Raw genomic sequence first — 23575 nt, 5'->3', positions numbered from 1 at the left:
ACCTCACCACTGCCCCTCGTCGGCCTCTACGGCGTGGGCCTCGGCCACGGCGATGATGACGACCGGGCAGCCTCCGGCCAAAGCAGACGGGAATGCACCCCGGCATGCGGGCCGCCTGGAGCGCATGGGCGACGCCGCGATGCCGCCCGCCAGCGGCGAGGTGTGCCACTGGCACGTCACACAGGCGAAGGCGATCAGCGGCCGTGACCACCCGGTGTCGGTGTCCTCGGGCGCGCCGGTCCAGAAGAAGCTCGCGGACAGCCCCAGCAGGCCGGGCACGTCGAAGGCGCCCGGTACGGCCCCGCGTCTGGGTACGGTCCCGAGTCTGGGTACGGCCGCTTGGCTCTACGGCCCCTTGGCCCGTGCTCAGCCACCACGCGTAGCTGCAGGTCCAGGCCGCCGCGACGCCGACCATTGACGGCAGCCGGGCCGGGAGTCGCGGCAGGGGCCGCACCGGCAGCCGTGCCGCCTCCGCAGCCACCCCGTCACCTCATCCAGCCGCCCGTGATCTTGCTGTGAGGCAGCTTAACGACTCGCACCGGCCGGTCGTCGCGGCTCTGGCAAGAAAGGCGGTGAAGTCAGGCGATGAGCAGGCGGTGGGCGATCATTTCAGGCCGGCGAGGAAGGTCCTGGCCAGCTTCTCCACGGCCGGTCGCGCGGCTGAGGACTTGAAGACCGGCTCCTGGTAGTCGCCGGCGCCGACGATGCCGCCGCCGGCCGTCGTCCCCCTGAAAGTGAAGTCGACCGTCCGGTCGCCGATCAGGACCTTGATCAGAATCTCCCGCATGGGCGCGTCGTCCGGCCGGTTCGGCCTGGTCGTGGTGGAGACCACGGCGAACGCCTTCTCACCGAGCCCGGACAGCTCCTGGCGCGGCTCGTACGCGGTGTGGGTGACGTCGTCGCCGATGCCGCCCTTGGCGCGGTAGCGGTCGTACTTCTTGGCGTCCCGGTCGAACTGGAACTTCGATCCGAGCCCGTCGCTGCCCCAGTCGACCAGGTGCGCGCGCAGTTCGCCGCCCCGCGCGGTGAACTCCTGGCCGGGCTCGTGCTCGACCGGCTCGCGGATGGTCCAGGTGCAGGTGGTCTGCTGGATCCGGCCGTCCCTGCCGTCGACGGACGGCCCCTGGACGGCGGGGAAGAACGCCGACTGGATGTCCTTGACGGTGAGCGTCGCGCACGGCCCGTCGAGCTTCACCTTGCCGGCGCTCTGGGCCATCTCCGCGGTGATGTGCTCGGCGACCTTGCCGGCCGCGGCCCGTACCTCGTCGCCGGAGGGATACTTGACGCCGGTCCGGTTGCTGCCGCCGTACACGATCTCGATCAGCCACGGCCCCTGCCGCACGAACACACTCGCCTTGAGCCCGCTGTGCCCGACCGAGCTCTGACTGTACGACGCGTCGCCGTACTTCAGCTCCCTGAGCTCGCCGAACGCCGAGCCGGAGGTCCTCCCGTCGATCCGCTTGCCGCCGCGTACGTTGATCCGCCGCTCATGCTGCTTCTTGTCGCTGTCGAACCGCTCCTTCGCGTGCGCGAGCGCGTTCTGCCTCTCGGTGCTCCGGGCCTCCACCGAGATGCTGAGGCCGCGATGGCCGATGACGCCGCCGCCGACGTCCATCTTGTTGTTGTCCCACGAGCAGTTCGCCCGCTTCTCGCTCTCGGTGGCGGCCCCGGTGGCCGCTTCCTTGCCGCCGTACCTGCCGTCGGTGACCAGACTCTTGCGGAAGGCGTCCGGAACGGCGGCGCAGAGCTGGTCGCCGGTGATCGGCCGCAGCTTCACCGCCTTGGCGACAGGCGACCGCGACCCCGCCGAACCGCGCCGGTCCTCGATGGGGCTCAGCGACAGCGCCGGTTCGTCACCGCCGGGGCGGAGCAGCAGCCAGCCCCCGGCCAGTGCGCCGATCAGGACGATGACGCCGACGACGGCGACGACGGCGATCAGCGGGCCCTTCCCGCCGCCGCCGCGCCTGCGCGGGGGAGGAGGCGGCCACTGCCCTCCGGGACCAGGAGGCGGCCACTGCCCTCCTGGACCGTTCGGCTGCCCTCCGGGACCGTTGGGCGCCTGCGCCGGGATCCAACCATGTCCGTGCGGCTGCGGGCCGGGAACCTGCCCGTGCGGTGGCGGGAATGGGTTGGACATTCAGTGACCCCTCAGAACGGTTCGCCGGCGCGGCGAGGCATGCATGGCCCCTGTGCATGCACGCAGCCCGGTGGCGAGCCTACAGACAGCGGAACGCGGGCGTGTCAGGCGAACACCTGACAAACGCGTGCGTTACCGGCTTACTTAGCTTGACGTTGACCACCGATCTGCGCACATGGCGTGATCGGCCATAAGGGCGACCTATGCCGCATAGCTGATTGTCGTCGTTGGGGTACGGCATCGCCGGCGGCCCGTGGTCGAGGTACGTCATTCCATCGATCGGTGTGCCGGAACGGTGATCAAGGGGGCGAGGTACCCCTCCGGCGTGGGCTCCTCCACCGGTCTCCCCTCCGCCTCGACCCAGGCGTGCGCCCCGAACGGAGGCCGCACCCGGGCACCGGTTCGCCACGTCGGCCACGCACCCCGCATCCGGCACAGCAGGGCGGTGGCCAGCGACCGAGGAAGGCAGCCGTGCACGCCCAGGCAGGTCAGGCTCACCGCCAGCACCGCGTCCTTGGCCGCCTTGGCCTCGGCGTACGTAGCGGGCTTCGCGCGCCGGCTCAGCAGGGTGAGTACGGTGCGCAGACGTCGGGGCGGCAGCAGGGCCAGAGGAAACGCCGCTCCTACCGCGATCCGCGCCGCCAGCCTGGCGCGCCACGGAACCCCTTGCGGCCGGTTCAGCGCACTCGGAACGGTCACGACGCCACCAGCCCGGCATCCCGCAGCTGCTCCAGCAGTGCTCGCACGTCCTCCAGCGCGTCGTCGTATCCGACCTCGAACTCCCCGGCCAGGACCGTGGCGGCCTGGGCGGGAGTGTCCCCGTCCAACAGCCGGCGTACGGCCAGTGCCCCGCTGGGATTGAGCTGCCAGTAGGCGCCGTTGCGCTGGTCGAGCAGCACGGTTCCGTAGTCGGTTTCGGCGGTGGACACATCGGCGCGCAGCCGTAGGCTCATGGGCGGGTCTCCTTCCCGGGTGGCTCCAGGGTCCGTAGCCAGACCTCGCAGCCGATGGTCGAGTACAGGACCGCTTCGCGTAGGTCCGGGCTGTCGGGGCGGGCGGTGATGTCCTTGAGCAGGGCGGTGTCCACCAACCCGAGCTCGGCCAGCCGGGAGTCCGCCCAGAGCGCGTGCAGGTCGGAGTTGTGGCGGCGAAGTCCTTCGGCGGCGTCGAGCGCGGCCTCCGCCTTGCTGGTCCGTCGCAGGCACTCGTCGGGCACGACGCCACGCATCGCGGCCGTCAGGAGGGGTTTGTAGTGCCACGGCGTGACCCGGTCCTCTGGACGCACCGACAGGCACGCCTCGATCACCCGGTCATCGAGGAAGGGGGAGGTCATCGGCAGGCCCGCGCGGGCGCTCATCTGGTCCCACTGCCGGATGATCCGGCAGGTGTCATGGATGGCGCGCAGGTCTGCGTGCCGTCCCCGATCGGGCCCCAGCGGCTCGGCGTACGGGACGATTTCGGCGAGCGCCTCGGCGACCATGCGGGCCGCGTCTGGAGTGATCCACGGGAAGAGTCGTGGCGGCGCCCCCCAGCCCAGTGCGTTGACCACCGGCGGCGGCACCGGGGCGCGCAGGTCGGTGAGCGAGCCGGTCAGCCAGCGACGATAGGAGTGACGGTTGGCCAACGTCCGGAGCATCGGTCCGTACGGCCAGTGGAACAGCGCCCGGAACCCACGTAACCGCCCGATCGCCAGCAGCGGACGCCTGCGCAGCAGCCCGTGGTAGCTCGCCTCCGAGCACCAGGTGACGTGATCACCGCCGATACCGGTCACGTGCAGCCTGCTGCCCATGGCGGCCAGTCGCGGCAGGTGTGACAGCACCCGGGCGCGGTCCATGACGCCGATGGTGGGCTCGTCCAGAGTGTCGTCGATCTCCAGCAGGTCCTCATAGACCAGCGGGGACTCCTCGGCCGGCCAGACCTGGTGGTCGATTCCGGGCAGATGGGCGGCGGCGCGCTGGGCCCACACCAGGTCGTCGTCGGCGGGGTCGCGCCCCGGCCAGGTGGAGGCGATGAGATGTGCTTCCTGGCGGGCGGCGCCCAGGAAGCACAGGGACGTGGAGTCCAGCCCGCCGGACAGGTCGAAACTCACCGTACCGCCGGCCCTGGTACGCGCGCCGACGGAGTCGTCGAGCGTCCGCCGGACGTCCTCGGCGGCGTCGGACAGAGAACGGACGGGTTCAGGGTGCGTCCACCAGCGGCGATGCCTGACGGTCGCCCCGTCCGCCTCGATGATCAGATGATGGCCGGGTTCGACGGCGGTCACCTCTGTCCAGAGCGGGAGGTGCGGCACGGGGTGTGGCATCGGCCAGAGCAGCCGCATGGCCAGGCGCCGCCGGTCCGGCGTCGCGCCGGTGGCGGCGGCCAGCACGTCGGCGCGGTCGGAGGCGACGGTGAGTCCGTTCACCCGCGCGTGAAACACCAGCCGGAGCCCGGACGCGGTGCCCTGGACACGCGACCGGCCGTCCAGCGCGGCGATCAGGTGGAAGCTGCCGGGTAGGTCGCGGACCAGCCGGTCCAGGTGCGTCAGATCACGCAGCCGGCCCGCTTCGGCGGCCAGCCGCTCGGCGTCGATCGAGCAGCAGCCGATCAGCGCCAGCCTGGTGGCGCCCGCCTCGGCCACCGCCATCTCCTCGTCGGACCAGTGCCCGACCACCCAGGGCAGTCCGGAGGCGTGCGTGATGACGCGGGCAGTCGCAGTACGCAGAGCCACCGCCACGGCGGGCGCGGGCTCGCGATCCGGAAGGACCACGAAGTACGCCTCGCCGTGGCGGGGCCGGCTCAGCATGCCGTCGGGCATGTGCCGGGCCAAGGATCGCGGCTTTCAGTTCTTGCTGAGAATCAGGCGGTCGTTGCCGTGATGCCCCAGGAGACCGGTGACCTTGCGGAAGGACCCGGCCGCCATCAGCCGGGGCTTCTCATAGCTTTTCATGTGTTTCCTTTCGGTTGGCTTGCTACGGCACATTGCTGACTTTCGCATTCCCTTCGCAATTTCGTCCAGTCCGGTGTCATTTACTGCAATATCCAAGTTTATAAGGAAATTCGCTCTAGATTAGGCGCTGACTATAGGGGAAAATACCTACAATTCTCTTGCTATGCATGCTGTTCGACCACAAATATGTGGCGAATACGTGCCATCGATCTCGCCACCGCCTGCGCGACACGCCCGTGCGACGACGGCGGCCACGGATTCATGAACCGGCCGCGGCTCGGTGAGCGAATCGTCCCCGCCGTCCACGCGGCACCACGCGCTCGTCTGAAAATGGCCGCGATCGTGATCTCCCTGCTGTTCGGCGGGCGCGATCCGTACACGATCTTCAATCTCGTCGACGCGGGCTCCTGACCGGGAGCACCGGCAACGGCGGCCCACAGAACGGGCGGCTCGGCGAGCGTGCTCGCCGAGCTGACCTTCGTGTTCGACCTCCCCTCAGCGGCGACGGCTGCGTCTACGGCGCCGCGAGGTGCTGGTGTTCTCGGGGTTCAGGTCATCGAACGGGTCCGGTGACCGAAGCGTCGCTGGGTACAGATAGCGCAGTACTGACATGGTGTTCCCTCCTCTGCTTCGTCCGCTCCACCCTCCCCACGGCGACTTTCTCGGAATCCTCTCTTCGCAGGTTTCGGCCCGACCCTTGACCGCGTTTTCACCGGCCCACTTCGAGGGCTTACGAGGACGTCAGAGCAGTGCAAGCCGGGGGCAATCACCGCGCAAGGGGCCGCGCCTAGCGTCGGAGTGTGTTCCAACGACTGGCTCTGGGCGGCACCGCCCTCGCGGTGGCCGCGACGCTGACGCTCGCCCCCACCGCCTCCGCTTCCCCGATCTCCGCCGCCGCCGCTCCCGGCGAGGTGGCGGGCAGGTTGTTCCGCGCCTGGCTGGCCGGCGACCGCACGGCCGCCGCCAAGGTGGCCACCCCCGCCGCGGCCCGCGCGATCTTCACCTACGCCTACCGCGCGCCCGACCGCTTCGCCGGCTGCGCCGGCAACGTGTGCCGGTACGTCCACACCAGCGTGCGGGTGCCCGGCGGGCTCGACGGCATCGCGATGGTGGTGACCGGCTCGAAGGTCACCAAGGTCCACCTGTCGCGGCACCTCGCCAAGCCGTCCGCCGTGGCCGCGCACCTGCTCGCCGCCTGGAAGCGGGCGGACAGGTACGGCGCCCTGGAGGTCGGCGGCACGGGCGCGGTGCGGACGCTGTTCAAGGTCAGGTACGACCCGCACGGCGTCACCCACCACTTCCAGGGCTGCGGCAAGGAACCCAAGGGCTACTCCTGCGCCTACTCCTACGACGGCGGCGCGATGTTCATGCACGTACGCGGCTCCAAGGCCGCCGGCTACGAGGTGCGCTCGATCAGCTACATCGCCGACTGACCGTCCCGGGCGAGGCCCTTCTCGACCGCCTCGATGATCCGGGGCCGCAGCTCGGCGCAGCTGATGATCGCGTCCACCGAGCCCACGTCGACCGCTCGCTGGATGCTGTGCACGCGGTCGAACTCGGTGGCCACCTCGGTGAGCTTCTCCGACCGTACGGACGACCGGAGCTCGGCCAGCTCGGCGGCCAGCGCGGCGCGCGTGGCGGCCGGCGCCTCCGCCAGCCGGGCGGCGAGCGCCAGCACGCGGGGGTCGTTGCCGGTCCGCTTGTCGACGTCGCGCGCGAAGACCACCGCGGCGGCCGGCGCGCCGCCGAGCACCGAGGCGAACGAGCCCTCGACCGCGAGCACGGTCATGTTCGGGTTGAGCGCCTTGGAGAACACCACGAAGGCGCCGCCGTGGTAGCGCGAGATCACGCAGAACACGATGGGGCCCTTGAAGTTCACCACCGCGCGGCCGATCTCCGCGCCGTACTCCAGCTGCAGCTTGCGCATCGACTCGGGAGACCCGTCGAACCCTGACAAGTTGGCCAGCACGACCAGCGGACGATTGCCGCTGGCGGCGTTGATGGCACGGGCGGCCTTCTTGGACGACTGCGGGAACAGGGTGCCCGCGGTGTAGGTGTCCGGCCCGTCGGTGGGCGGGAACCCGCGCCTCGGCACCGACCGGGACTCGATGCCGAGCAGGCACACCGGCTGCCCGCCGAGGTGGACGTCCTGGACCGCGGCGGTGTCCGCGTCGGCCATGCCCGCCCACCGCTCCAGCACCGGATGGTCCTGATCGGACAGCGCGCGCATGACCGTACGGATGTCGAACGGCTTCTTGCGGTCCGGGTTGGACTCCACGGAGAAGATCTCCCCCACCGTGGTGAAGTCGCTGTCCGGGACGGCGTGCGGGAACGCCGACACGTCCCGGTCCACCGGGTCGCTGGTGACCGTCTTACGCGGCCGGCTCTCGCCCGGCGCGACGTAGCTGTGCTCGTAGTGGGACATCAGGACGTCCAGCGCGCCGCGGATGTCCGGCGCCCAGTACTGCGCCTGGCCGTTCGGGCCCATGATCCGGTCGTAGCCGCCGATGCCGTGGTTGTCCTCGGCCGACACACCGCCGGAGAAGTCGAGCGACTGCTTGCCGGTCAGCACCATCGCCGAGTCCGGCGTCATCACCAGGATGCCCTTGGTGTGCATGAGCATCGTGGCCTCGGCGTTCCAGTAGGGCTGGGCACCGACGTTGATGCCCGCCACCACGATGTTGATCTCGCCGCCGTCCTGGGTGAAGGTCACGATCCGCTTCAGCGCGGCCGCCACCCAGTCCATGTTCTCGGTGCCGGACGACATCGAGATACGGGCGCCCGCTGACAGCGCGAACCACTCCAGCGGCACCCGCATCCGCTCGGCCAGGTCGAGCGCGGCGATCACCCGCGCGCACTCGGGCTCGGACAGCGCGCCGAGCGCCTTCGTCGGGTCGCCCAGCAGCACGACGCGGGTCATGCCCTCCGGGTGGCGCGGGGTGGGCGTGCTGATCACACCGGCGACGAGCGCGGCGGTGTTGCGCCCCTTGGGCCGGTTGACCGGCACCAGCGTCGACCGCTCGTCCAGGTCGTACTCGGTGAACGAGCCGAACGGCCCGGCGAGCATGCCGGTCAGCTCGTACGGGTAGTGGGTGCCCCGGCTGTGCGCGCGCAGCACTTCCTGGCGGTAGTCGTCCAGCGGCTCGATGGGCTCGGTCGGCGGCGGCACGACGGACAGCTGCACGCCGGAGCCGACGTCGTAGCCGATCCGGACGGCGATGTCGACGAGCTCACCGGTGGCGCTGTCGCGGCGCCTGCCGAGGAACAGCACCTCCTCCAGGCCCGCGCCCGCCGTGGCCGGCAGCACGCGCTTGGCCACGGTGTTCAGGTCGTCAGGCGAGAAGTCGGTCGGCGGCCACACGTAGATGACGATCCGGTTCGTGGCGGACGTCTTCGCGCCGGGCTGCTTGGCCCGGCGGATGGCGTCGAGGCAGGTGGTCAGGGTGTCCTCGGCGGCGGGCAGCGCGACGAGCCTGCCCTCGTCGTCACGCAACGGGGTCAGGTCGCGGACCTGGCCCAGGGCGACGAGCCGCTCGTCGGACGGGTTCTGCCGTGCCTGGGCCCGGAAGAGGTAGACCTCCTCGTCGGGCGAGGGCAGCCGGGTGAGGTCGAAGGCGCGCAACCGTTCCAGCTGCATCCGCTCGGCGATGCGCGGGTGCAGGCCGCGCAGCAGCCGTTCCTCCGCGAAGCCGTCCGGGGACGGGCGGAAGGTGAAGTGGTGGTGCATCACGGCGCCGCTGTTGCCCGCGACGGTCGTGGTGATGCGGCTGACCCGGTTCGACGGCTGCTGCGCGACCAGCACCTCGCGCAGGCGCGTGGCCATCTCGTCGGGGTCGCTCGGGCCGTCCGGCCAGGACAGGTAGACGTCCGCCACCAGCTCGCCGTCACGGGCGAACTCGTCGACCGCCTTGACCGCCTCGGGCAGCGCCTGGAAGTCGACCGCGGTGGTCACGACCCGGCCGTCGCCGGCCGCGGTGCGGTGGTCGGCGACGACGAACGTGCAGCCGACCATCTTGCTCGCCCGGATGTCGTGCAGCGCGCGGTTGCCGTAGTATCGGCGGCTCAGCACCTCCAGCAGCGGCAGCGGGTCCACGCCTGCGCGGCCGATCCGCTGGCCGACCAGCCGGACGAGCGGCTCGGGGCTGGCGACCATCGCGGAGATCCGCTCGGCCCGGTCGGGCGCGTCGGGGTGCTCGTCGAGGTAGCGCAGGTGCTTGCGTACGGTCGTGTAGACCTTGGCGCGGGTGCGGCGCAGCACCGGCTGGGCGAACCAGGCGAACACGACACCGCGCGCCAGGTCCGCGACGGCCGGGAAGCGGACCTGGGTGGCGGCGACCAGGTGCTCCAGCGCCAGGCCGACGGTGAGGCGGTCCGCCTCGGCGGGCGGGGCCTCCGCCACCCACTGGCGCAGCAGGGTCGTCACCACGGCGACGTCGGCGGACGCGCGCCGCTGGGCCAGGAAGATCCGGAAGACGGCGTCCTCCAGCTCCGGCGTGCGGTCCAGGCCGTCGACGCCGTAATGGGACAGCACCTGCGTGAGCCGCTGCTGGAAGCCCTTCGACAGCCCGGACCGGTCCGGATCGAGGAACCGCAGGTAGGTGTGGAAGTACTCGCGCGGGCTGTGTACCGCGGAGTCGGACTTGGAGTCCTCGCCGACGGGCCGGTTACGGCTCAGCTCGCTCAGGTCGGCGAACAGGCGCAGCAGCTCGACCTCGCCGGCCAGCTCGTGCTCGCCCGCCGCGACGAGCTCGGCCCGCGCGGCCAGGTAGTTGGTGAGCAGGCGCTTCTCGTCCTGAGAGTCGATGTCGAAGCCCAGCAGGAGGCTGCGCAGATCCTGCAGGCCACGCGCCGCCCGCTCGGCCGCGGGCACGTTCGCCGGCTCGGCCGGCAGGTCCAGCTCGACCTCCTTCGCCGCGACCGCGGGACCGGCCGCCTCGTCACCGTCGGCCAGCGGCTCCAGGCGGAGCAGGCGGGCGCCCGCCTCCACCTGGCTGCCGACCGACACCGCGAGCTCCCGCACCCGGCCCCGGAACGGCGCGCGCAGCACCGTCTCCATCTTCATGCTCTCCACCACGAGCAGCGGCGCCCCGGCCTCGACCTCGTCGCCCGCCTGCAGCGGCGTGGCCACCACCAGCGCGGGCACGGGCGAGCGCACGATGCCGCCCTCGTCACGGCTGACCCGGTGGGTGACGCCGTCGACCTCGACCAGGTGGATCGGGCCGTGCGTGCTCGTGACGACCTTGAAGCGGACGCCGTTCACGGTGATCTGACCGGTGTGCTCGTCGAAACGCTCGAGGTCGACGTCGACCGCGTGCTCCGGGCCGCCCGCCGAGATACCGGCGCGGAACCGGTGGCCGCCGGTGCGGGCGACCTGGACGCGGTAGCCCACGTCGCGGAGCTTGAGCTCCAGCGCGCGGCCGCTCTCGTGCTGCGACTGCGGACGGCCGCCGTGCGCGGTGGCCAGGAAACGCTGCCGCGTCACGGCCTCCTCGTCTTCGTACGCCTCGATGGCGGCGACGATCAGCGCGATCGCGGAGTGCTGGTGCGACACGAGGGCGCCCTGGGCGCGCACACGGTCGATCCAGCCGGTGTCGGCGGACCCGTCGATCACCGCGGGCTCGTCGAGCAGCATGCGGACGAAGCCCTTGTTCGTCGCGCCGCCCTCGATGATGACGGTGGTCTGCGTCATCGCGCGGCGCAGCCGGGCCAGCGCCTCCGCGCGGTCACGGCCGTGCGCGATGATCTTGGCGATCATCGAGTCGAAGTCCGCCGGGATCGTGTCACCCTCGCTGAACCCGGTGTCCACCCGGATGCCGGGGCCGCTGGGCAGCGCCAGCCGGGCGATCCGGCCGGGGGAGGGGGCGAAGTCCCGGTCGGGGTCCTCGCCGTTGAGCCGCGCCTCGACGGCGTGCCCCCACTCCTCGGGCGCGTCCCCTTCGAGCTTGCCGCCCGCCGCGACGTGCAGCTGCGCCTTCACCAGGTCGACGCCGGTGGTGATCTCGGTGATCGGGTGCTCGACCTGCAGACGGGTGTTCACCTCAAGGAAGGCGAACAGCCGCTCACCGGGGTGGTAGAGGAACTCGACGGTGCCCGCGCCCTGGTAGCCGACCGCGAGCACGAGCCGCTCGGCCGACGCCTTCAGCTCGGCGACCTGCCCGGCGTCGAGGACGGGGGAGGCGGACTCTTCGATGATCTTCTGGTTGCGCCGCTGCACCGAGCAGTCGCGTACGCCCAGCGCCCACGCCGTGCCCTGCCCGTCGGCGATGACCTGCACCTCGACGTGCCGGGCGCCCGTCACCAGGCGCTCCAGGAACACGACGCCGCTGCCGAACGCGCGCGCGGCCTCCTGACGCGTCAGCTCGTACGCGTGGGTCAGCTCGTCGGCGTCGGAGACCATCCGGATGCCACGGCCGCCGCCGCCCGCGGTCGCCTTCAGCATCAGTGGGTAGCCGATCCGGTCCGCCGCCGCCTTCGCCGCCGCCAGCGTGTCCACCGGACCGCGGCTCCACGGCGCGACGGGCACGCCGACCTCTTCGGCGATCAGCTTCGAGCCGATCTTGTCGCCCAGCTTGCGCATGGCCTCGGCGCTCGGCCCGACGAACGTCACGCCGATCTCGGCGCACAGCTCGGCGAACGCCGGATCCTCCGCCACGAAGCCCCACCCGACCCAGGCCGCGTCCGCGCCCGTCTCGACCAGAGCCCTCCTGAGGACCGCGTGGTCCAGGTACGGGCGCTTCGCGGCGGGCCCCAAATCGTAGGCGATGTCCGCCTCGCGCACGAACGTGGCCGTACGGTCGGAGTCCGTGTACAGAGCGACGGTCTCGATCTGTGTCCCCGTCTCCGCGGCTAGGTCACGGACGGCGTGGATGAGCCGCATGGCGGCTTCACCACGGTTGACGATGGCGACACGACTGAACACTGAGCGGGCCCTTCGAAGTCGGTGAACACGGCGGTCGTCCCGCCCCTGACCCGATCCATACTCTCGGGTGGCCCTGGCTCCCGAAATGGCGGGGGCTAAGCGTGTTTCGCCGCCGGAGTTGGGGGGATCGCACAAACGCCCCCGGATCCGAGGTGGTGCCTGCACCACCATCGGATCCACATGGCAGCACCATCGATCGTACCCGCGCCGCTGCATAGCGTGATCACATGATCAAACGACAGGCGCTCACGTCGGCTGCGCTCTCCCTCGTGGCGGTGCTCACCGCCGGGTACGCGTCCCCGGCCGGGGCGGACGTGCCATCGGGCACATCCGGGCCGATCGTGTGGGGCGACTGTCCCGCCGGGCCGGCCGGCATGAAGATCGACCCCGAGCAGAAGTGCGGCACACTGAAGGTGCCGTGAAGGGGCTACCTGCTCAAGGACCGGGTCGGGGACGTCGAGCAGTTCGTCGACTCGGTGCGGCAGGTCGCCGCGGACGGCATGGTGATGGACCCGCAGGTGGTCGGCAGGCTGCTGGCCCGGCCCGCCCACGCCGAGCCGCTGGCCCGGCTGACCCCACGGGAGTGGGAGGTGCTGGCCCTGATGGCGCAGGGCAAGACCAACGGCGCGATCGCCGGCCTGCTGACCGTCACCGAGAAGGCCGTCAGCAAGCACTTGACTTCCCCCCTCCCCGAAGGGAGGGGATTCCCGGGGTCGCCCCAGGGATTTCCTGTTTCATCGGGCCGCGCCTCCCCGGAAGACTCCGGGGCCGGTCTTACCAGCCCTCCGCAGGCGTTTTACCTCTCGGCCAGCCCGGCCGCGAGGATATTCCTCGCCGCGTTCACGTCGCGGTCGTGGACGGTCCCGCAAGAGGGACAGGTCCAGGTCCGGACGTTCAGCGGCATGGTGTCGTTCATGTGCCCGCAGCCCCGCGCCGAGCACAGCTTGGAGGAGGGGAACCAGCGGTCCACGGCCACCAGCCTGCGCCCGTACCACTGGGCCTTGTACTCCAGCATGGAGCGCATCTCCCGCCAGGAGGCGTCGGAGATGGCGCGGGCCAGCGAGTGGTTCTTGACCATGTTGCGGACGGTCAGGTCCTCGATCGCGAGCGTTTGGTTCTCGCGCACCAATCGAGTGGTGACCTTGTGCAGGAAGTCCCGCCGCCGGTCCGTGATGCGGGCATGGGCGCGGGCCACCTTCGCCTTCGCCTTGACCCGGTTCGCCGAGCCCTTCTCCTTGCGGGCGAGCGCCCGCTGGGCTTCGGCCAGCTTGCGACGGTCGCGGCGTTCGTGGCGCGGGTTGGAGATCTTCTCCCCGGTCGAGAGGGTCAGCAAGTGGTTCAGTCCGGCGTCGATCCCCACATTCGCCGCGACCGGCGGCAACGGCGCGATCTTCTCCTCGCACAGCAGGGACACGAACCAGCGGCCGGCCGCGTCCTTCGACACGGTCACCGTGGACGGCTCCGCACCCTCGGGCAACGGGCGCGACCACACGATCGCCAGCGGAGCATCCATCTTCGCCAGCTTCAGCGCGCCCTCTCGCAACGAGAAGGCGTTGTTCTGGAAAGTCGCCGACGCCCGCGACTTGTGCTTGGACTTGAAGCGCGGGTACTTGGCCCGCTTGGCGAAGAAGTTGCCGAACACCACCTGTTGCTGGCGGAGCGCCTGCTGCAACGGGACGTTCGACACCTCGCGCAGGAACTCCAGCTCCGGGTCCCGCTTCCACGCGGTCAGCCACTTGGCGGTGTCCACGTACGAGGTCGAGGCGTGCTCGTCGGTGTAGCGGCGATTGCGCTCGGCGAGCGCCTTGTTCCAGACCAGCCGGACGCACCCGAACGTGCGGTTCAGCAAAACCGCCTGCTCGGGAGTCGGATGGAAGCGGTACTTGTAAGCCCGCTTCACGATCTGAGACGCGGGACTTCCGTTCGGCAAGGCCGGGAGGTCAGGACGGCCAGCCGGCGGGGTTGTTGCACGACTCCCTGGAGATCGCCGAGCCCGTGTCGGGGAAGTAGCCGAAGTGCTTGTCATGAAGGTGGGCGAAGAAATAGCACATCTCCTCGCACTCGGCGTCGTACACCGCCATCTCCGGGTCGCGGGCCACCGCTTCGTAGAAATCGCGGCCCAGCGCGACGATGAAGCCGCGCGCGTAGAGGAAGCCGTCATCGGAGCCGCCGGTCGCGGCATGGACGTCAGCCCGGTCGATGTCGTAGAGCTTGCGCTCGGCCACCCGGTCGTGGCTCGCCAGCTCTGCCGCGGAGAGCTCCCGGCCAAGGGCGGCGAGACTGTCCAGGAAGCGGGGCAGCGCGGCTTGCACCAGGCTGAGCGCCGGATCCTCCCAGGGGTCCACGTCCGGGTCGGGGGTGCGGCTGACGAGCGCCTGGCGCGCCTGACCGGCCTCCGGGCCGAGCGGCGCCCAGGCCGCCTCCACCAGGTCCCAGAAACGATCCTCGTCCCCCGCCGGGAGCCACTGGTCCGCCATGTTCGCCGCCTTTCCGAGTCTGCCTTCCGGCTATGGCGATCAGCAAAGCAGGCCGCACCGACACATCCGGGTGGCGCGTGACCCGCCCGCGCCACCCGGATGGCGTCGCCGGCGTAGGGATGGCGTCAATATTCACGCCATAGCCGTATGAAACCCGTCAAGAACGACAAAACCACTCATTTTCCGGGATTTGCTGGGCCCACAGACGCCCTGCGAGGGCGACTCGTACCCGCACAACGGAGCTAAGGAGTGGGGATGGCAGACGTCATCTTCGTCGCCCTGACGATCACGGTGTTCGTGGTCCTGGGGCTGGTCGTGAAGGCGGTGGAGAGACTGTGAGCGCCGTCAACGCCGCCGGTCTCGTCGTGGTCGCCGGCCTCGTGGTCCTCATGGTCGCGGCACTGCTGTTCCCGGAGCGGTTCTGATGTCCCCGGCCCTGGCCGGGATCATGTTCATCGCGTCCCTACTGCTGGCCCTGGCCCTCTGCTACCGCCCGCTGGGCGACTACATGTACCGCGTCTACACCGGCACGAAGCACTCCCGCGTCGAGCGGGTCGTCTACCGGCTGCTCGGCGTACGACCGGACAGCGAGCAGCGCTGGGGCGTCTACGCGCGCGCGGTGCTGGCGTTCTCGGTGCTGTCGATCCTGTTCCTGTACGGCCTGCAGCGGCTGCAGAGTCACCTGTTCCTGTCCCTGGGCATGCCGCCGGTCGAGCCCGCGCTGGCCTGGAACACCGCGGTCAGCTTCGTCACCAACACCAACTGGCAGGCGTACGCGGGTGAGTCGACCATGGGCCACGTGGTGCAGACCGCGGGCCTGGCCGTACAGAACTTCGTCTCCGCGGCGGTCGGCATGGCGGTGGCCATGGCCCTGGTGCGCGGGTTCGCCCGCGCGAAGAGCGACACGCTGGGCAACTTCTGGGTGGACCTGGTCCGCGGCACGCTGCGCATCCTGCTGCCGATCGCGTTCGTCGCGGCCGTGCTGCTGGTGGCGGGCGGCGCCGTCCAGACGTTCGCCGGACACGGCACCTGGACGACGCTGACCGGCGGCGAGCAGACGTTCACCCCGGGCACGGTGGCCAGTCAGGAGGCCATCAAGGACCTGGGCACCAACGGCGGCGGCATCTTCAACGTCAACTCCGCCCACCCGTTCGAGAACCCCACCGCCTGGACCAACTGGCTGACCATCTTCCTGCTGACGGTGATCGCCTCCTGCCTGCCGCGCACGTTCGGCCGCATGGTGGGCGACAACCGCCAGGGCTACGCCATCGTGAGCGTGATGGCCGTCATCGCCGTCATCAGCATCGGTGTGACGAACTGGGCCGAGCTGAGCGCGAGCGGCACCGTGCCGCAGGCCGTCGGCGCGGCGATGGAGGGCCGCGAGGCCCGCTTCGGCACCTCCAACTCGGCCCTGTTCGCCTCCGCCACCACCCTGACCTCCACGGGCGCGGTCAACTCCTTCCACGACTCCTACACGGCACTCGGCGGCGGCATGCTGATCTTCAACATGCTGCTCGGCGAGGTGGCGCCCGGCGGTGTCGGCGCGGGCCTGTACGGCATGCTCATCCTGGCCGTGATCACGGTGTTCGTGGCGGGCCTGATGGTCGGCCGCACGCCCGAATACCTGGGCAAGAAGATCGGCGCCCGCGAGATCAAGCTCGCCTCGATGTACTTCCTGGTCACGCCGGCGCTGGTGCTGGTGGGCACGGCGGTGGCGATGGCCACCGAGACGGGCCGCGCGGCGATGCTCAACGGCGGCCCGCACGGACTGTCGGAGATCCTGTACGCCTACACCAGCGCGTCCAACAACAACGGCTCCGCCTTCGCCGGCGTCAGCGTGAACACCACGTTCCACAACACCACGCTGGGCCTGTGCATGGCCTTCGGCCGGTTCCTGCCGATCGTGCTCGCCCTGGCGCTGGCCGGAGGGCTGGCCCAGCAGGCGCCCGTGCCGGCCGGCGTGGGCACGCTGCCCACCCACCGGCCGCAGTTCGTCGGCATGGTCGTCGGCGTGACGATCATCCTGGTCGCCCTCACCTTCCTCCCGGCGCTGGCGCTCGGACCGCTCGCAGAAGGACTTTCCTAGACATGTCAACGCACGTGCTCGAGACACCGAGCCAAGCGCCGGCCCCGAAGAACGACAAGGTCGGCGGCGGCCTGCTCGACCCCAAGCAGATGATCCGGTCACTGCCGGACGCGCTGCGCAAGCTCAACCCGGCCACCATGTGGCGCAACCCGGTCATGCTCATCGTCGAGATCGGCGCGGTGTTCACCACCGTGCTGGCGATCGGCGACCCCTCGTGGTTCGCCTGGGCCACCGTCGTGTGGCTGTGGCTGACCGTCGTCTTCGCCAACCTGGCCGAGGCCGTCGCCGAAGGCCGGGGCAAGGCCCAGGCCGCCACCCTGCGCGCGGCCAAGCACGACACCACCGCGCGCCGCCTCAGCAGCCGGACCTCCTCCGACTGGGACTCCTCCGACTGGGACGCGGTCGGCGCGCCCGAGCTCAGGCAGGGCGACTTCGTCATCGTCGAGGCGGGGGAGACCATCCCCGGTGACGGCGACGTGGTGGAGGGCATCGCCTCGGTGGACGAGTCGGCGATCACCGGCGAGTCCGCGCCGGTGATCCGCGAGTCCGGCGGCGACCGCTCGGCGGTGACCGGCGGCACGAAGGTGCTGTCCGACCGGATCGTCGTCCAGATCACGCAGAAGCCCGGCGAGAGCTTCGTCGACCGGATGATCGCTCTGGTGGAGGGCGCGAACCGGCAGAAGACGCCGAACGAGATCGCGCTCAACATCCTGCTGGCCGCGCTGACGATCATCTTCCTGATCGCCACCGCCACCATGCAGCCGCTGGCCATCTACACCAAGTCCATCAATCCGGGCGTGGCCGACTCGCTCGCGCTCACCTCCGACGGCGTCACCGGCATCGTCCTGGTGTCGCTGATCGTCTGCCTGATCCCGACCACGATCGGCGCGCTGCTGTCGGCCATCGGCATCGCCGGCATGGACCGCCTCGTCCAGCGCAACGTCCTGGCCCTGTCCGGCCGCGCGGTCGAGGCGGCCGGGGACGTGTCCACGCTGCTGCTGGACAAGACCGGCACCATCACGCTCGGCAACCGGCAGGCGGCGGAGTTCGTGCCCGTGGCCGGTGTCACCGAGCAGGAGCTGGCCGAGGCCGCCCAGCTGTCGAGCCTGGCCGACGAGACGCCCGAGGGCCGCTCGATCGTGGTGTTCGCCAAGCAGCGTTACGGCCTGCGCGAGCGGCGGCCGGGCGAGCTGGCCCACGCGGAATGGGTGCCGTTCACCGCCCAGACCCGCATGTCCGGGGTGAACCTGACGCCGGACCCGGGCGTATCGAATACGCCGGACCCGGGCGTATTCGGTGCTGCAGCGGACGGCGCCGGCCGTGAGGTGCGCAAGGGCGCCGCGACGGCGGTGCTGACATGGGTACGCGAGCACGGCGGCCACCCGGCCGACGACGCCGCCCAGATCGTGGACGGCATCTCCGGCTCCGGCGGCACCCCGCTGGTCGTCGCCGAGAAGGGCAGGGTGCTCGGCGTCATCCACCTCAAGGACGTCGTCAAGGAAGGCATGCGCGAACGCTTCGACGAGATGCGCCGGATGGGCATCCGCACCGTCATGATCACCGGCGACAACCCGCTGACCGCCAAGGCCATCGCCGACGAGGCCGGCGTGGACGACTTCCTGGCCGAGGCCACCCCCGAGGACAAGCTCACGCTGATCAGGAAGGAGCAGGCGGGCGGCCGGCTGGTCGCGATGACCGGCGACGGCACCAACGACGCCCCCGCCCTGGCCCAGGCGGACGTGGGGGTGGCCATGAACACCGGCACCAGCGCCGCCAAGGAGGCCGGGAACATGGTCGACCTGGACTCCGACCCGACCAAGCTCATCGAGATCGTCGAGATCGGCAAGCAGCTGCTCATCACCCGGGGCGCGCTGACGACGTTCTCCATCGCGAACGACATCGCCAAGTATTTCGCGATCATCCCGGCCATGTTCGCGGCCGTCTACCCGGGCCTGGACACGCTGAACATCATGCGCCTGGCCAGCCCCCAGTCGGCGATCCTGGCGGCGGTCATCTTCAACGCCCTGGTCATCGTCGCGCTGATCCCCCTGGCCCTGCGCGGCGTGCGCTACCGGCCGTCCGGCGCCGCCAAGCTGCTGTCACGCAACCTGTACGTCTACGGCCTGGGCGGGATCATCGCCCCGTTCCTCGGCATCAAAGTCATCGATCTCATCATCCAGTTCCTTCCGGGGATGTCGTAAATGGACCGCATGCCAAGCTGGATCCGCCGGCATGTCGCCGCGCTGCGCGCGCTGCTCGTGCTCACGGTGGTCACCGGCGTCATCTACCCACTGGTCACCACCGGCGTCGCCCAGGCGCTGTTCAACGCCAACGCCAACGGCTCGATCGTGCACAAGGACGGCAAGGCGGTGGGCAGCGCGCTCATCGGCCAGTCCTTCACCGACGCCGACGGGGAGCCCGTACGCGGGTACTTCCAGTCCCGCCCGTCGGCCGCCGGCGACGGCTACGACCCGACCTCGACCAGCGCGAGCAACCTCGGGCCCGAGGACGTCGTGGACGCCCTGCCGGAGGGCCGGCAGTCGCTGCTCACCCAGGTCTGCGCCCGCTCCAAGGCGGTCGGCGAGCTGGAGGGCGTCAGCGGCGCCCGGCCGTACTGCACCCCGGACGGGGTCGGCGCGGTGCTCAAGGTGTTCCCCGACCGCGTGGTCAGCGTCAACCAGGCCTGCCCCGCCACCCCGTTCATCGCCGCCTACCAGGGCAGGACGGTGGAGTGCGCCAAGCCGGGGGAGGACCACGCGGCGGGCGAGACCGTGCCCGTGCGCGGAGCCGTGACCGCCGTCCAGGTGCCCGCCGACGCGGTCACGGCGAGCGGCTCCGGCCTGGACCCGCACATCTCCGTCGCCTACGCCGAGCTACAGGCGCCGCGGGTGGCCAGGGAGCGCGGCCTCGACCCGGCCACAGTCGAGCGGCTCATCCAGGAGCACACCACCGGCCGGGCGCTCGGCTTCATGGGCGAGCCGGCGGTGCGCGTACTCGAACTCAACCTGGCCCTGGACAAGGCCTGACATGAGAGGGCGGCTACGGGTCTACCTGGGCGCGGCCCCCGGGGTCGGCAAGACCTACGCCATGCTCGGCGAGGGCCGCCGCGGCCGGGACCGCGGCCGGGACGTGGTCGTGGGCCTCGTCGAGACCCACGACCGGCCGCGGACCGCCGCCCTGCTGGAGGGCATGGAGGTGATCTCGCGCAGGACGCTGGTCTACCGCGGGGCCACCTTCACCGAGCTGGACGTCGACGCGGTCATCGAACGCGCACCCAAGGTCGCGCTGATCGACGAGCTGGCCCACACCAACGTGCCCGGCTCGCGCAACGTCAAGCGCTGGCAGGACATCGACGAGATCCTCGACGCCGGCATCGACGTCGTCTCCACCGTCAACATCCAGCATCTGGAGTCGCTCAACGACGTCGTCCATCAGATCACCGGCATCCCACAGCGGGAGACGGTCCCCGACGAGGTGGTGCGGCGGGCCGACCAGATCGAGCTCGTCGACATGTCTCCCGAGGCGCTGCGGCGGCGGATGGCGCACGGCAACGTCTACGCGCCCGAGAAGGTCAGCGCGGCGATGGCGAACTACTTCCGCGTCGGCAACCTGACCGCGCTGCGCGAGCTGGCGCTGCTGTGGGTGGCGGGGAAGGTGGACGAGCAGCTCGACCGCTACCGCGCCGACCACGGCATCGAAGGCACCTGGGAGGCCCGCGAACGCATCGTGGTAGCCCTGACCGGCGGCCCCGAGGGGGAAACGCTGGTACGCCGGGCCGCCCGCATCGCCGCCCGTACCAAGGGCGCCGACCTGCTGGCGGTCCACGTGACCAGCGCCGACGGGCTGGCCGGAGCCGACCCGGCCAACCTGGCCCGCCAGCGCGCCCTGGCCGAGAGCCTGGGCGGCACCTACCACCAGGTGGTCGGCGACGACATCCCGCGCGCCCTGCTCGACTTCGCCCAGGGGGTCAACGCCACCCAGCTGGTGCTGGGCGCCTCCCGCCGGGGCCGGTTCGCCCAGCTGCTCTCGCGGGGCGTGGGCGTGGAGACCACCGCGCGGTCCGGCTCCATCGACGTCCACCTCGTCACCCACGAGGCGGCCAAGCAGGGCCGCCGCCGGCTCGAACGTTCCCGGGCGGCGCTGACCAGGAAACGCCGGCTGTTCGGGTGGGCGGTGGCGGCGGCGGGCCTGCCGCTGCTGACCACGGCGCTCGCCCCGTTCCGGGACGTGATCTCGCTGCCCAGCGAGATCCTGCTGTTCCTGAGCCTGGTGATCGCCGTCGCGCTCGTCGGCGGGACCTGGCCCGCGCTCGTCACGGCCGTGGGCGGGTTCCTGCTGCTCAACTGGTTCTTCACGCCGCCCCTGTACACCTGGACGATCCACGACCCGGAGAACTTCTTCGCCTTGACGGTGTTCGTCCTGGTCGCGGCCGCGGTCAGCGCGATCGTCGACCTGGCCGCCCGCCGGACCAGGGAGGCGGCCCGCGCCCGCGCCGACGCGGAGGTGCTCTCCACCCTGGCCGGGCACGTCCTGCGCGGCGAGGCCGCGCTGCCGTCGCTCCTCGGCCGACTGCGTGAGACCTTCGCGCTGGACTCGGTCACGCTGCTCGAACGCCTCGGCGAGCCCGCCCCGGACGACCAGGCCGAGCCCGCCGCCTGGCGGATCGTCTCCACCTCCGGCACGGCCCCGTGCGCCAACCCGGCCGTCGCCGACACCGACGTCGTGATCGACGACAGGCTGGTGCTCGCCGCCCGTGGCCGGCTGCTGGACGCCAGCGACCGGCGGGTGCTGGAGGCGTTCGCCGCCGAAGCGGCCGTCGCGCTGCGCCAGGAACGCCTTCAGCGGGAGGCCGAGCAGGCCAGGCCGCTGGCCGAGGCCGACCGGATGCGCACCGCGCTGCTCGCCGCCGTCAGCCACGACCTGCGCAGCCCGCTGTCGGCCGCCAAGGCCGCCGTGGAGAGCCTGCGCAGCCGCGAGATCGACTGGACCCCGCAGGACCGCGACGAACTGCTGGCCACCGCCGACGAGTCGCTCGCCCGCCTGGACCGGCTGGTGGAGAACCTGCTCGACATGAGCCGCCTGCAGGCCGGCGTGCTCGGCCTGTCACTCCAGCCCATCGCCCTGGACGAGATCGTCCCCCACGCCATCGGCGACCTCGGGCCGCTGCGCGACCGCGTCGAGGGCGACGTCTCCATCGAGCTGCCCGAGGTCCTGGCCGACCCGGCCCTGCTGGAGCGGGTGCTGGTCAACCTGATGAGCAACGCCGTACGTCACAGCCCGCCCGAGCGGAAGGTCATCGTCACCGCGAGCTGGCATGACGACCACGTCGAGATCCGCGTCATCGACCGTGGGCCCGGCATCCCGCGCGAGGCCCACGACCGGGTCTTCCTGCCGTTCCAGCGGCTCGGCGACCGGGACAACGACACCGGCGTCGGGCTCGGGCTCGCGCTGTCGCGAGGGCTGACCGAGGCCATGGGCGGCACGCTCGTACCCGAGGAGACACCAGGAGGAGGCCTCACCATGATCGTCAACCTGCCCATCCACACGCCATGACCAAGATCCTCGTCGTCGACGACGAACCGCAGATCCTGCGCGCGCTCCGCATCAACCTGGCCGCCCGCCACTACGAGGTCGCCGTCGCCCCCGACGGCGCCGCCGCGCTGCGCGAGGCCGCCCGGTGGCAGCCCGACCTGGTCGTCCTCGACCTCGGCCTGCCCGACCTCGACGGCGTCGACGTCATCCAGGGGTTGCGCGGCTGGACCCGGATCCCCATCGTCGTCCTGTCCGGCCGGGCCGGGAACCAGGACAAGATCGACGCTCTGGACGCGGGCGCCGACGACTACGTGACCAAGCCGTTCAGCATCGAGGAGCTCCTGGCCCGCATCCGCGCCGTCTCCCGCCGCACCGTCGTCCACGAGCCCGGCGGCCTGGCCGACGTGCGGATCGGCGACCACACGGTGGACCTGACCGGCAAGACCGTCTCGGGGGACGTGCGGCTCACCCCCACCGAATGGCACATCCTGGAGATCCTGCTGCGCAACCCCGGCAAACTCATCCCCCGGAGCCACCTGCTCGCCGAGGTGTGGGGCAGTAAGCACGTCAAGGAGACCCACTACCTGCGCCAGTACATGGCCCAGCTGCGCAAGAAACTCGAACGCGACCCGGCACGCCCGGCCCACCTCATCACCGAGCCGGGCATGGGCTACCGCTTCACTCCATGACACCTGGCCGACGCACCTGCTGGATGTACTCCTGGACCACGGTCGGCGGGGCCCCGCCGACCGACCCGGCGAAGTAGGAGCCGGACCAGAAACAGTTCACAGGGGGCTGATCGCGCGGTCCCTGACGGACGTGACGATGCTCCACGGCAACTCCGGTAACGGAAGCCGATCCGATCCCGGGTCCGGGAGCAGGGAGCCGGCGGGCAGGCGCGGGGAGTTGGTCGCCACCACCCTGCCCTCGCCGTTCACCAGCGTGATCTGCGTGGGGCTCGCCGCCAGCACGCCGAGCAGCAGCGCCTCGAACCTGGCCACCCGCACGTCGGCGCCCACCACACCGAGGAAGCGGCCGTCCACCTCGGCGGGCGCCGTGAAGGTCAGCATGTACGTGTCGGTGCCGCCGTAGTCGACGTACGGGCCGACGATGTGGCGGCGGCGGGTGCGCTCCGGCACCGCGAACCAGGCGGCGGCCGTGTAGTCGTAGAAGCCGAGGCTGTCCGGGTCGAGGTCCACGTCGAGGAAGATCGGATCCTGCTCGGGCGGCGCCTGCCACCACTCCAGCCACCGCCTGCGGTCGGCCAGCACACCGGGCGCGACGATCACGCCGGCCCCGGCCACCACCTCGTTCGTCCTGCTCAGGCAGGCGAAGATCTCCGGCCGGACCGTGGCCAGGTCGGCGCAGGCGAACGACCCGGAGGCGCGATAACAGGTCACGACGCTCGCCAGGATGCGATCCAGCGAGCCGAAGATGTCCGCGACGATCGTGTGGACCCGGTCCGCCACCTGACCGACGTGCCGATCACTCATCG

General features: G+C 71.0%; 19 protein-coding genes and 1 pseudogene. 10 read left to right on the top strand and 10 right to left on the bottom strand.

Annotated features, from left to right (window positions below; genetic code table 11):
* Positions 1 to 3: 3 nt before the first annotated feature.
* The 6 genes from ACTMTF_RS08505 to ACTMTF_RS08480 form a co-directional block, all read right to left on the bottom strand.
* Entirely contained in the window at positions 4 to 279 is a 276-nt protein-coding gene (locus ACTMTF_RS08505; protein ID WP_441110079.1) for a hypothetical protein, read from the bottom strand.
* A 325-nt stretch (positions 280 to 604) separates the two neighbouring features.
* Positions 605 to 2137: a hypothetical protein gene (locus ACTMTF_RS08500; RefSeq protein WP_441110078.1), complete on the bottom strand. Its 1533-nt coding sequence runs from the start codon at positions 2135 to 2137 to the stop codon at positions 605 to 607.
* A 267-nt stretch (positions 2138 to 2404) separates the two neighbouring features.
* On the bottom strand, positions 2405 to 2836 hold the full coding sequence (locus tag ACTMTF_RS08495) for a lasso peptide biosynthesis B2 protein (protein WP_441110077.1): 432 nt from the start codon (positions 2834 to 2836) through the stop codon (positions 2405 to 2407).
* Entirely contained in the window at positions 2833 to 3090 is a 258-nt protein-coding gene (locus ACTMTF_RS08490) for a lasso peptide biosynthesis PqqD family chaperone (protein ID WP_441110076.1), read from the bottom strand. Before ACTMTF_RS08490 ends, ACTMTF_RS08495 begins: the two co-directional genes overlap by 4 nt.
* On the bottom strand, positions 3087 to 4922 hold the full coding sequence (locus tag ACTMTF_RS08485) for a lasso peptide isopeptide bond-forming cyclase (RefSeq protein WP_441110075.1): 1836 nt from the start codon (positions 4920 to 4922) through the stop codon (positions 3087 to 3089). The genes ACTMTF_RS08490 and ACTMTF_RS08485 overlap by 4 nt, the downstream gene beginning before the upstream one ends.
* A 36-nt stretch (positions 4923 to 4958) precedes the next feature.
* Positions 4959 to 5066, bottom strand: a complete 108-nt coding sequence (locus ACTMTF_RS08480) for a keywimysin-related RiPP (protein WP_441110074.1) — start codon at positions 5064 to 5066, stop codon at positions 4959 to 4961.
* Between the two features lie 186 nt (positions 5067 to 5252).
* Here ACTMTF_RS08480 and ACTMTF_RS08475 point away from each other — a divergent pair, with 186 nt between their 5' ends.
* Together ACTMTF_RS08475 and ACTMTF_RS08470 are read left to right on the top strand one after the other, a co-directional pair.
* Positions 5253 to 5477 (top strand): hypothetical protein, encoded by a 225-nt coding sequence (locus ACTMTF_RS08475; protein WP_441110073.1) that lies wholly within the window; start codon positions 5253 to 5255, stop codon positions 5475 to 5477.
* Between the two features lie 389 nt (positions 5478 to 5866).
* Positions 5867 to 6499, top strand: a complete 633-nt coding sequence (locus ACTMTF_RS08470) for a hypothetical protein (protein ID WP_441110072.1) — start codon at positions 5867 to 5869, stop codon at positions 6497 to 6499.
* Here ACTMTF_RS08470 and ACTMTF_RS08465 read toward each other — a convergent pair.
* Positions 6484 to 11985 carry an ATP-binding protein gene (locus ACTMTF_RS08465; protein WP_441110071.1) on the bottom strand — a complete coding sequence of 1834 codons (5502 nt, stop codon included), beginning with the start codon at positions 11983 to 11985 and terminating at the stop codon, positions 6484 to 6486. The two genes, ACTMTF_RS08470 and ACTMTF_RS08465, sit on opposite strands and share 16 nt — an antisense overlap.
* 227 nt (positions 11986 to 12212) lie before the next feature.
* Here ACTMTF_RS08465 and ACTMTF_RS08460 point away from each other — a divergent pair, with 227 nt between their 5' ends.
* Positions 12213 to 12407, top strand: a complete 195-nt coding sequence (locus ACTMTF_RS08460; protein WP_441110070.1) for a hypothetical protein — start codon at positions 12213 to 12215, stop codon at positions 12405 to 12407.
* Between the two features lie 3 nt (positions 12408 to 12410).
* Positions 12411 to 12668: pseudogene (locus tag ACTMTF_RS08455) on the top strand (LuxR C-terminal-related transcriptional regulator); the annotation flags it as partial.
* Between the two features lie 113 nt (positions 12669 to 12781).
* On the opposite strand, the gene ACTMTF_RS08450 reads toward ACTMTF_RS08455, so the two are convergent.
* Entirely contained in the window at positions 12782 to 13885 is a 1104-nt protein-coding gene (locus ACTMTF_RS08450) for an RNA-guided endonuclease InsQ/TnpB family protein (RefSeq protein ID WP_441110069.1), read from the bottom strand.
* A 40-nt stretch (positions 13886 to 13925) separates the two neighbouring features.
* Positions 13926 to 14462 carry a DUF4240 domain-containing protein gene (locus ACTMTF_RS08445; RefSeq protein ID WP_441110068.1) on the bottom strand — a complete coding sequence of 179 codons (537 nt, stop codon included), beginning with the start codon at positions 14460 to 14462 and terminating at the stop codon, positions 13926 to 13928.
* Between the two features lie 335 nt (positions 14463 to 14797).
* Here ACTMTF_RS08445 and ACTMTF_RS08440 point away from each other — a divergent pair, with 335 nt between their 5' ends.
* The 6 genes from ACTMTF_RS08440 to ACTMTF_RS08415 are packed head-to-tail and all read left to right on the top strand — an operon-like array spanning position 14798 to position 22769.
* The gene (locus tag ACTMTF_RS08440) at positions 14798 to 14887 is read left to right on the top strand and encodes a K(+)-transporting ATPase subunit F (RefSeq protein ID WP_441110067.1); all 90 of its coding nucleotides are present in this window, start codon (positions 14798 to 14800) and stop codon (positions 14885 to 14887) included.
* Positions 14887 to 16548, top strand: a complete 1662-nt coding sequence (kdpA, locus tag ACTMTF_RS08435) for a potassium-transporting ATPase subunit KdpA (RefSeq protein ID WP_441110066.1) — start codon at positions 14887 to 14889, stop codon at positions 16546 to 16548. The genes ACTMTF_RS08440 and kdpA overlap by 1 nt, the downstream gene beginning before the upstream one ends.
* A gap of 2 nt (positions 16549 to 16550) precedes the next feature.
* A complete protein-coding gene (kdpB, locus tag ACTMTF_RS08430) occupies positions 16551 to 18749 on the top strand; it encodes a potassium-transporting ATPase subunit KdpB (protein WP_441110065.1) in 2199 nt (732 codons plus the stop codon).
* On the top strand, positions 18750 to 19574 hold the full coding sequence (locus tag ACTMTF_RS08425) for a potassium-transporting ATPase subunit C (RefSeq protein ID WP_441110064.1): 825 nt from the start codon (positions 18750 to 18752) through the stop codon (positions 19572 to 19574).
* A 1-nt stretch (position 19575) separates the two neighbouring features.
* Positions 19576 to 22101 (top strand): DUF4118 domain-containing protein, encoded by a 2526-nt coding sequence (locus tag ACTMTF_RS08420; protein ID WP_441110063.1) that lies wholly within the window; start codon positions 19576 to 19578, stop codon positions 22099 to 22101.
* Positions 22098 to 22769, top strand: coding sequence for a response regulator (locus ACTMTF_RS08415; protein WP_441110062.1), 672 nt, complete (start codon positions 22098 to 22100; stop codon positions 22767 to 22769). Before ACTMTF_RS08420 ends, ACTMTF_RS08415 begins: the two co-directional genes overlap by 4 nt.
* Before the next feature lie 96 nt (positions 22770 to 22865).
* Here ACTMTF_RS08415 and ACTMTF_RS08410 read toward each other — a convergent pair whose 3' ends face one another.
* Positions 22866 to 23573 (bottom strand): PDC sensor domain-containing protein, encoded by a 708-nt coding sequence (locus ACTMTF_RS08410; RefSeq protein WP_441110061.1) that lies wholly within the window; start codon positions 23571 to 23573, stop codon positions 22866 to 22868.
* Between the last annotated feature and the right edge of the window lie 2 nt (positions 23574 to 23575).

It is taken from the genome of Nonomuraea sp. ZG12 (assembly GCF_052068115.1).
Classification (GTDB): Bacteria; Actinomycetota; Actinomycetes; order Streptosporangiales; family Streptosporangiaceae; genus Nonomuraea.
The sequence above is the reverse complement of the archived record's forward strand: the minus strand, read 5'-3'. Positions and strand labels throughout refer to the sequence as shown.

Excerpts from the sequence above, each read along its gene's own strand:
- ACTMTF_RS08500 (WP_441110078.1), bottom strand. The coding sequence starts at position 2,137 with ATGTCCAACCCATTCCCGCCACCGCACGGGCAGGTTCCCGGCCCGCAG.
- ACTMTF_RS08490 (WP_441110076.1), bottom strand. The coding sequence starts at position 3,090 with ATGAGCCTACGGCTGCGCGCCGATGTGTCCACCGCCGAAACCGACTAC.
- ACTMTF_RS08485 (WP_441110075.1), bottom strand. The coding sequence starts at position 4,922 with ATGCTGAGCCGGCCCCGCCACGGCGAGGCGTACTTCGTGGTCCTTCCG.
- ACTMTF_RS08480 (WP_441110074.1), bottom strand. The coding sequence starts at position 5,066 with ATGAAAAGCTATGAGAAGCCCCGGCTGATGGCGGCCGGGTCCTTCCGC.
- ACTMTF_RS08475 (WP_441110073.1), top strand. The coding sequence starts at position 5,253 with ATGTGGCGAATACGTGCCATCGATCTCGCCACCGCCTGCGCGACACGC.
- ACTMTF_RS08460 (WP_441110070.1), top strand. The coding sequence starts at position 12,213 with ATGATCAAACGACAGGCGCTCACGTCGGCTGCGCTCTCCCTCGTGGCG.
- ACTMTF_RS08445 (WP_441110068.1), bottom strand. The coding sequence starts at position 14,462 with ATGGCGGACCAGTGGCTCCCGGCGGGGGACGAGGATCGTTTCTGGGAC.
- kdpA (WP_441110066.1), top strand. The coding sequence starts at position 14,887 with ATGTCCCCGGCCCTGGCCGGGATCATGTTCATCGCGTCCCTACTGCTG.
- kdpB (WP_441110065.1), top strand. The coding sequence starts at position 16,551 with ATGTCAACGCACGTGCTCGAGACACCGAGCCAAGCGCCGGCCCCGAAG.
- ACTMTF_RS08425 (WP_441110064.1), top strand. The coding sequence starts at position 18,750 with ATGGACCGCATGCCAAGCTGGATCCGCCGGCATGTCGCCGCGCTGCGC.
- ACTMTF_RS08420 (WP_441110063.1), top strand. The coding sequence starts at position 19,576 with ATGAGAGGGCGGCTACGGGTCTACCTGGGCGCGGCCCCCGGGGTCGGC.
- ACTMTF_RS08415 (WP_441110062.1), top strand. The coding sequence starts at position 22,098 with ATGACCAAGATCCTCGTCGTCGACGACGAACCGCAGATCCTGCGCGCG.
- ACTMTF_RS08410 (WP_441110061.1), bottom strand. The coding sequence starts at position 23,573 with ATGAGTGATCGGCACGTCGGTCAGGTGGCGGACCGGGTCCACACGATC.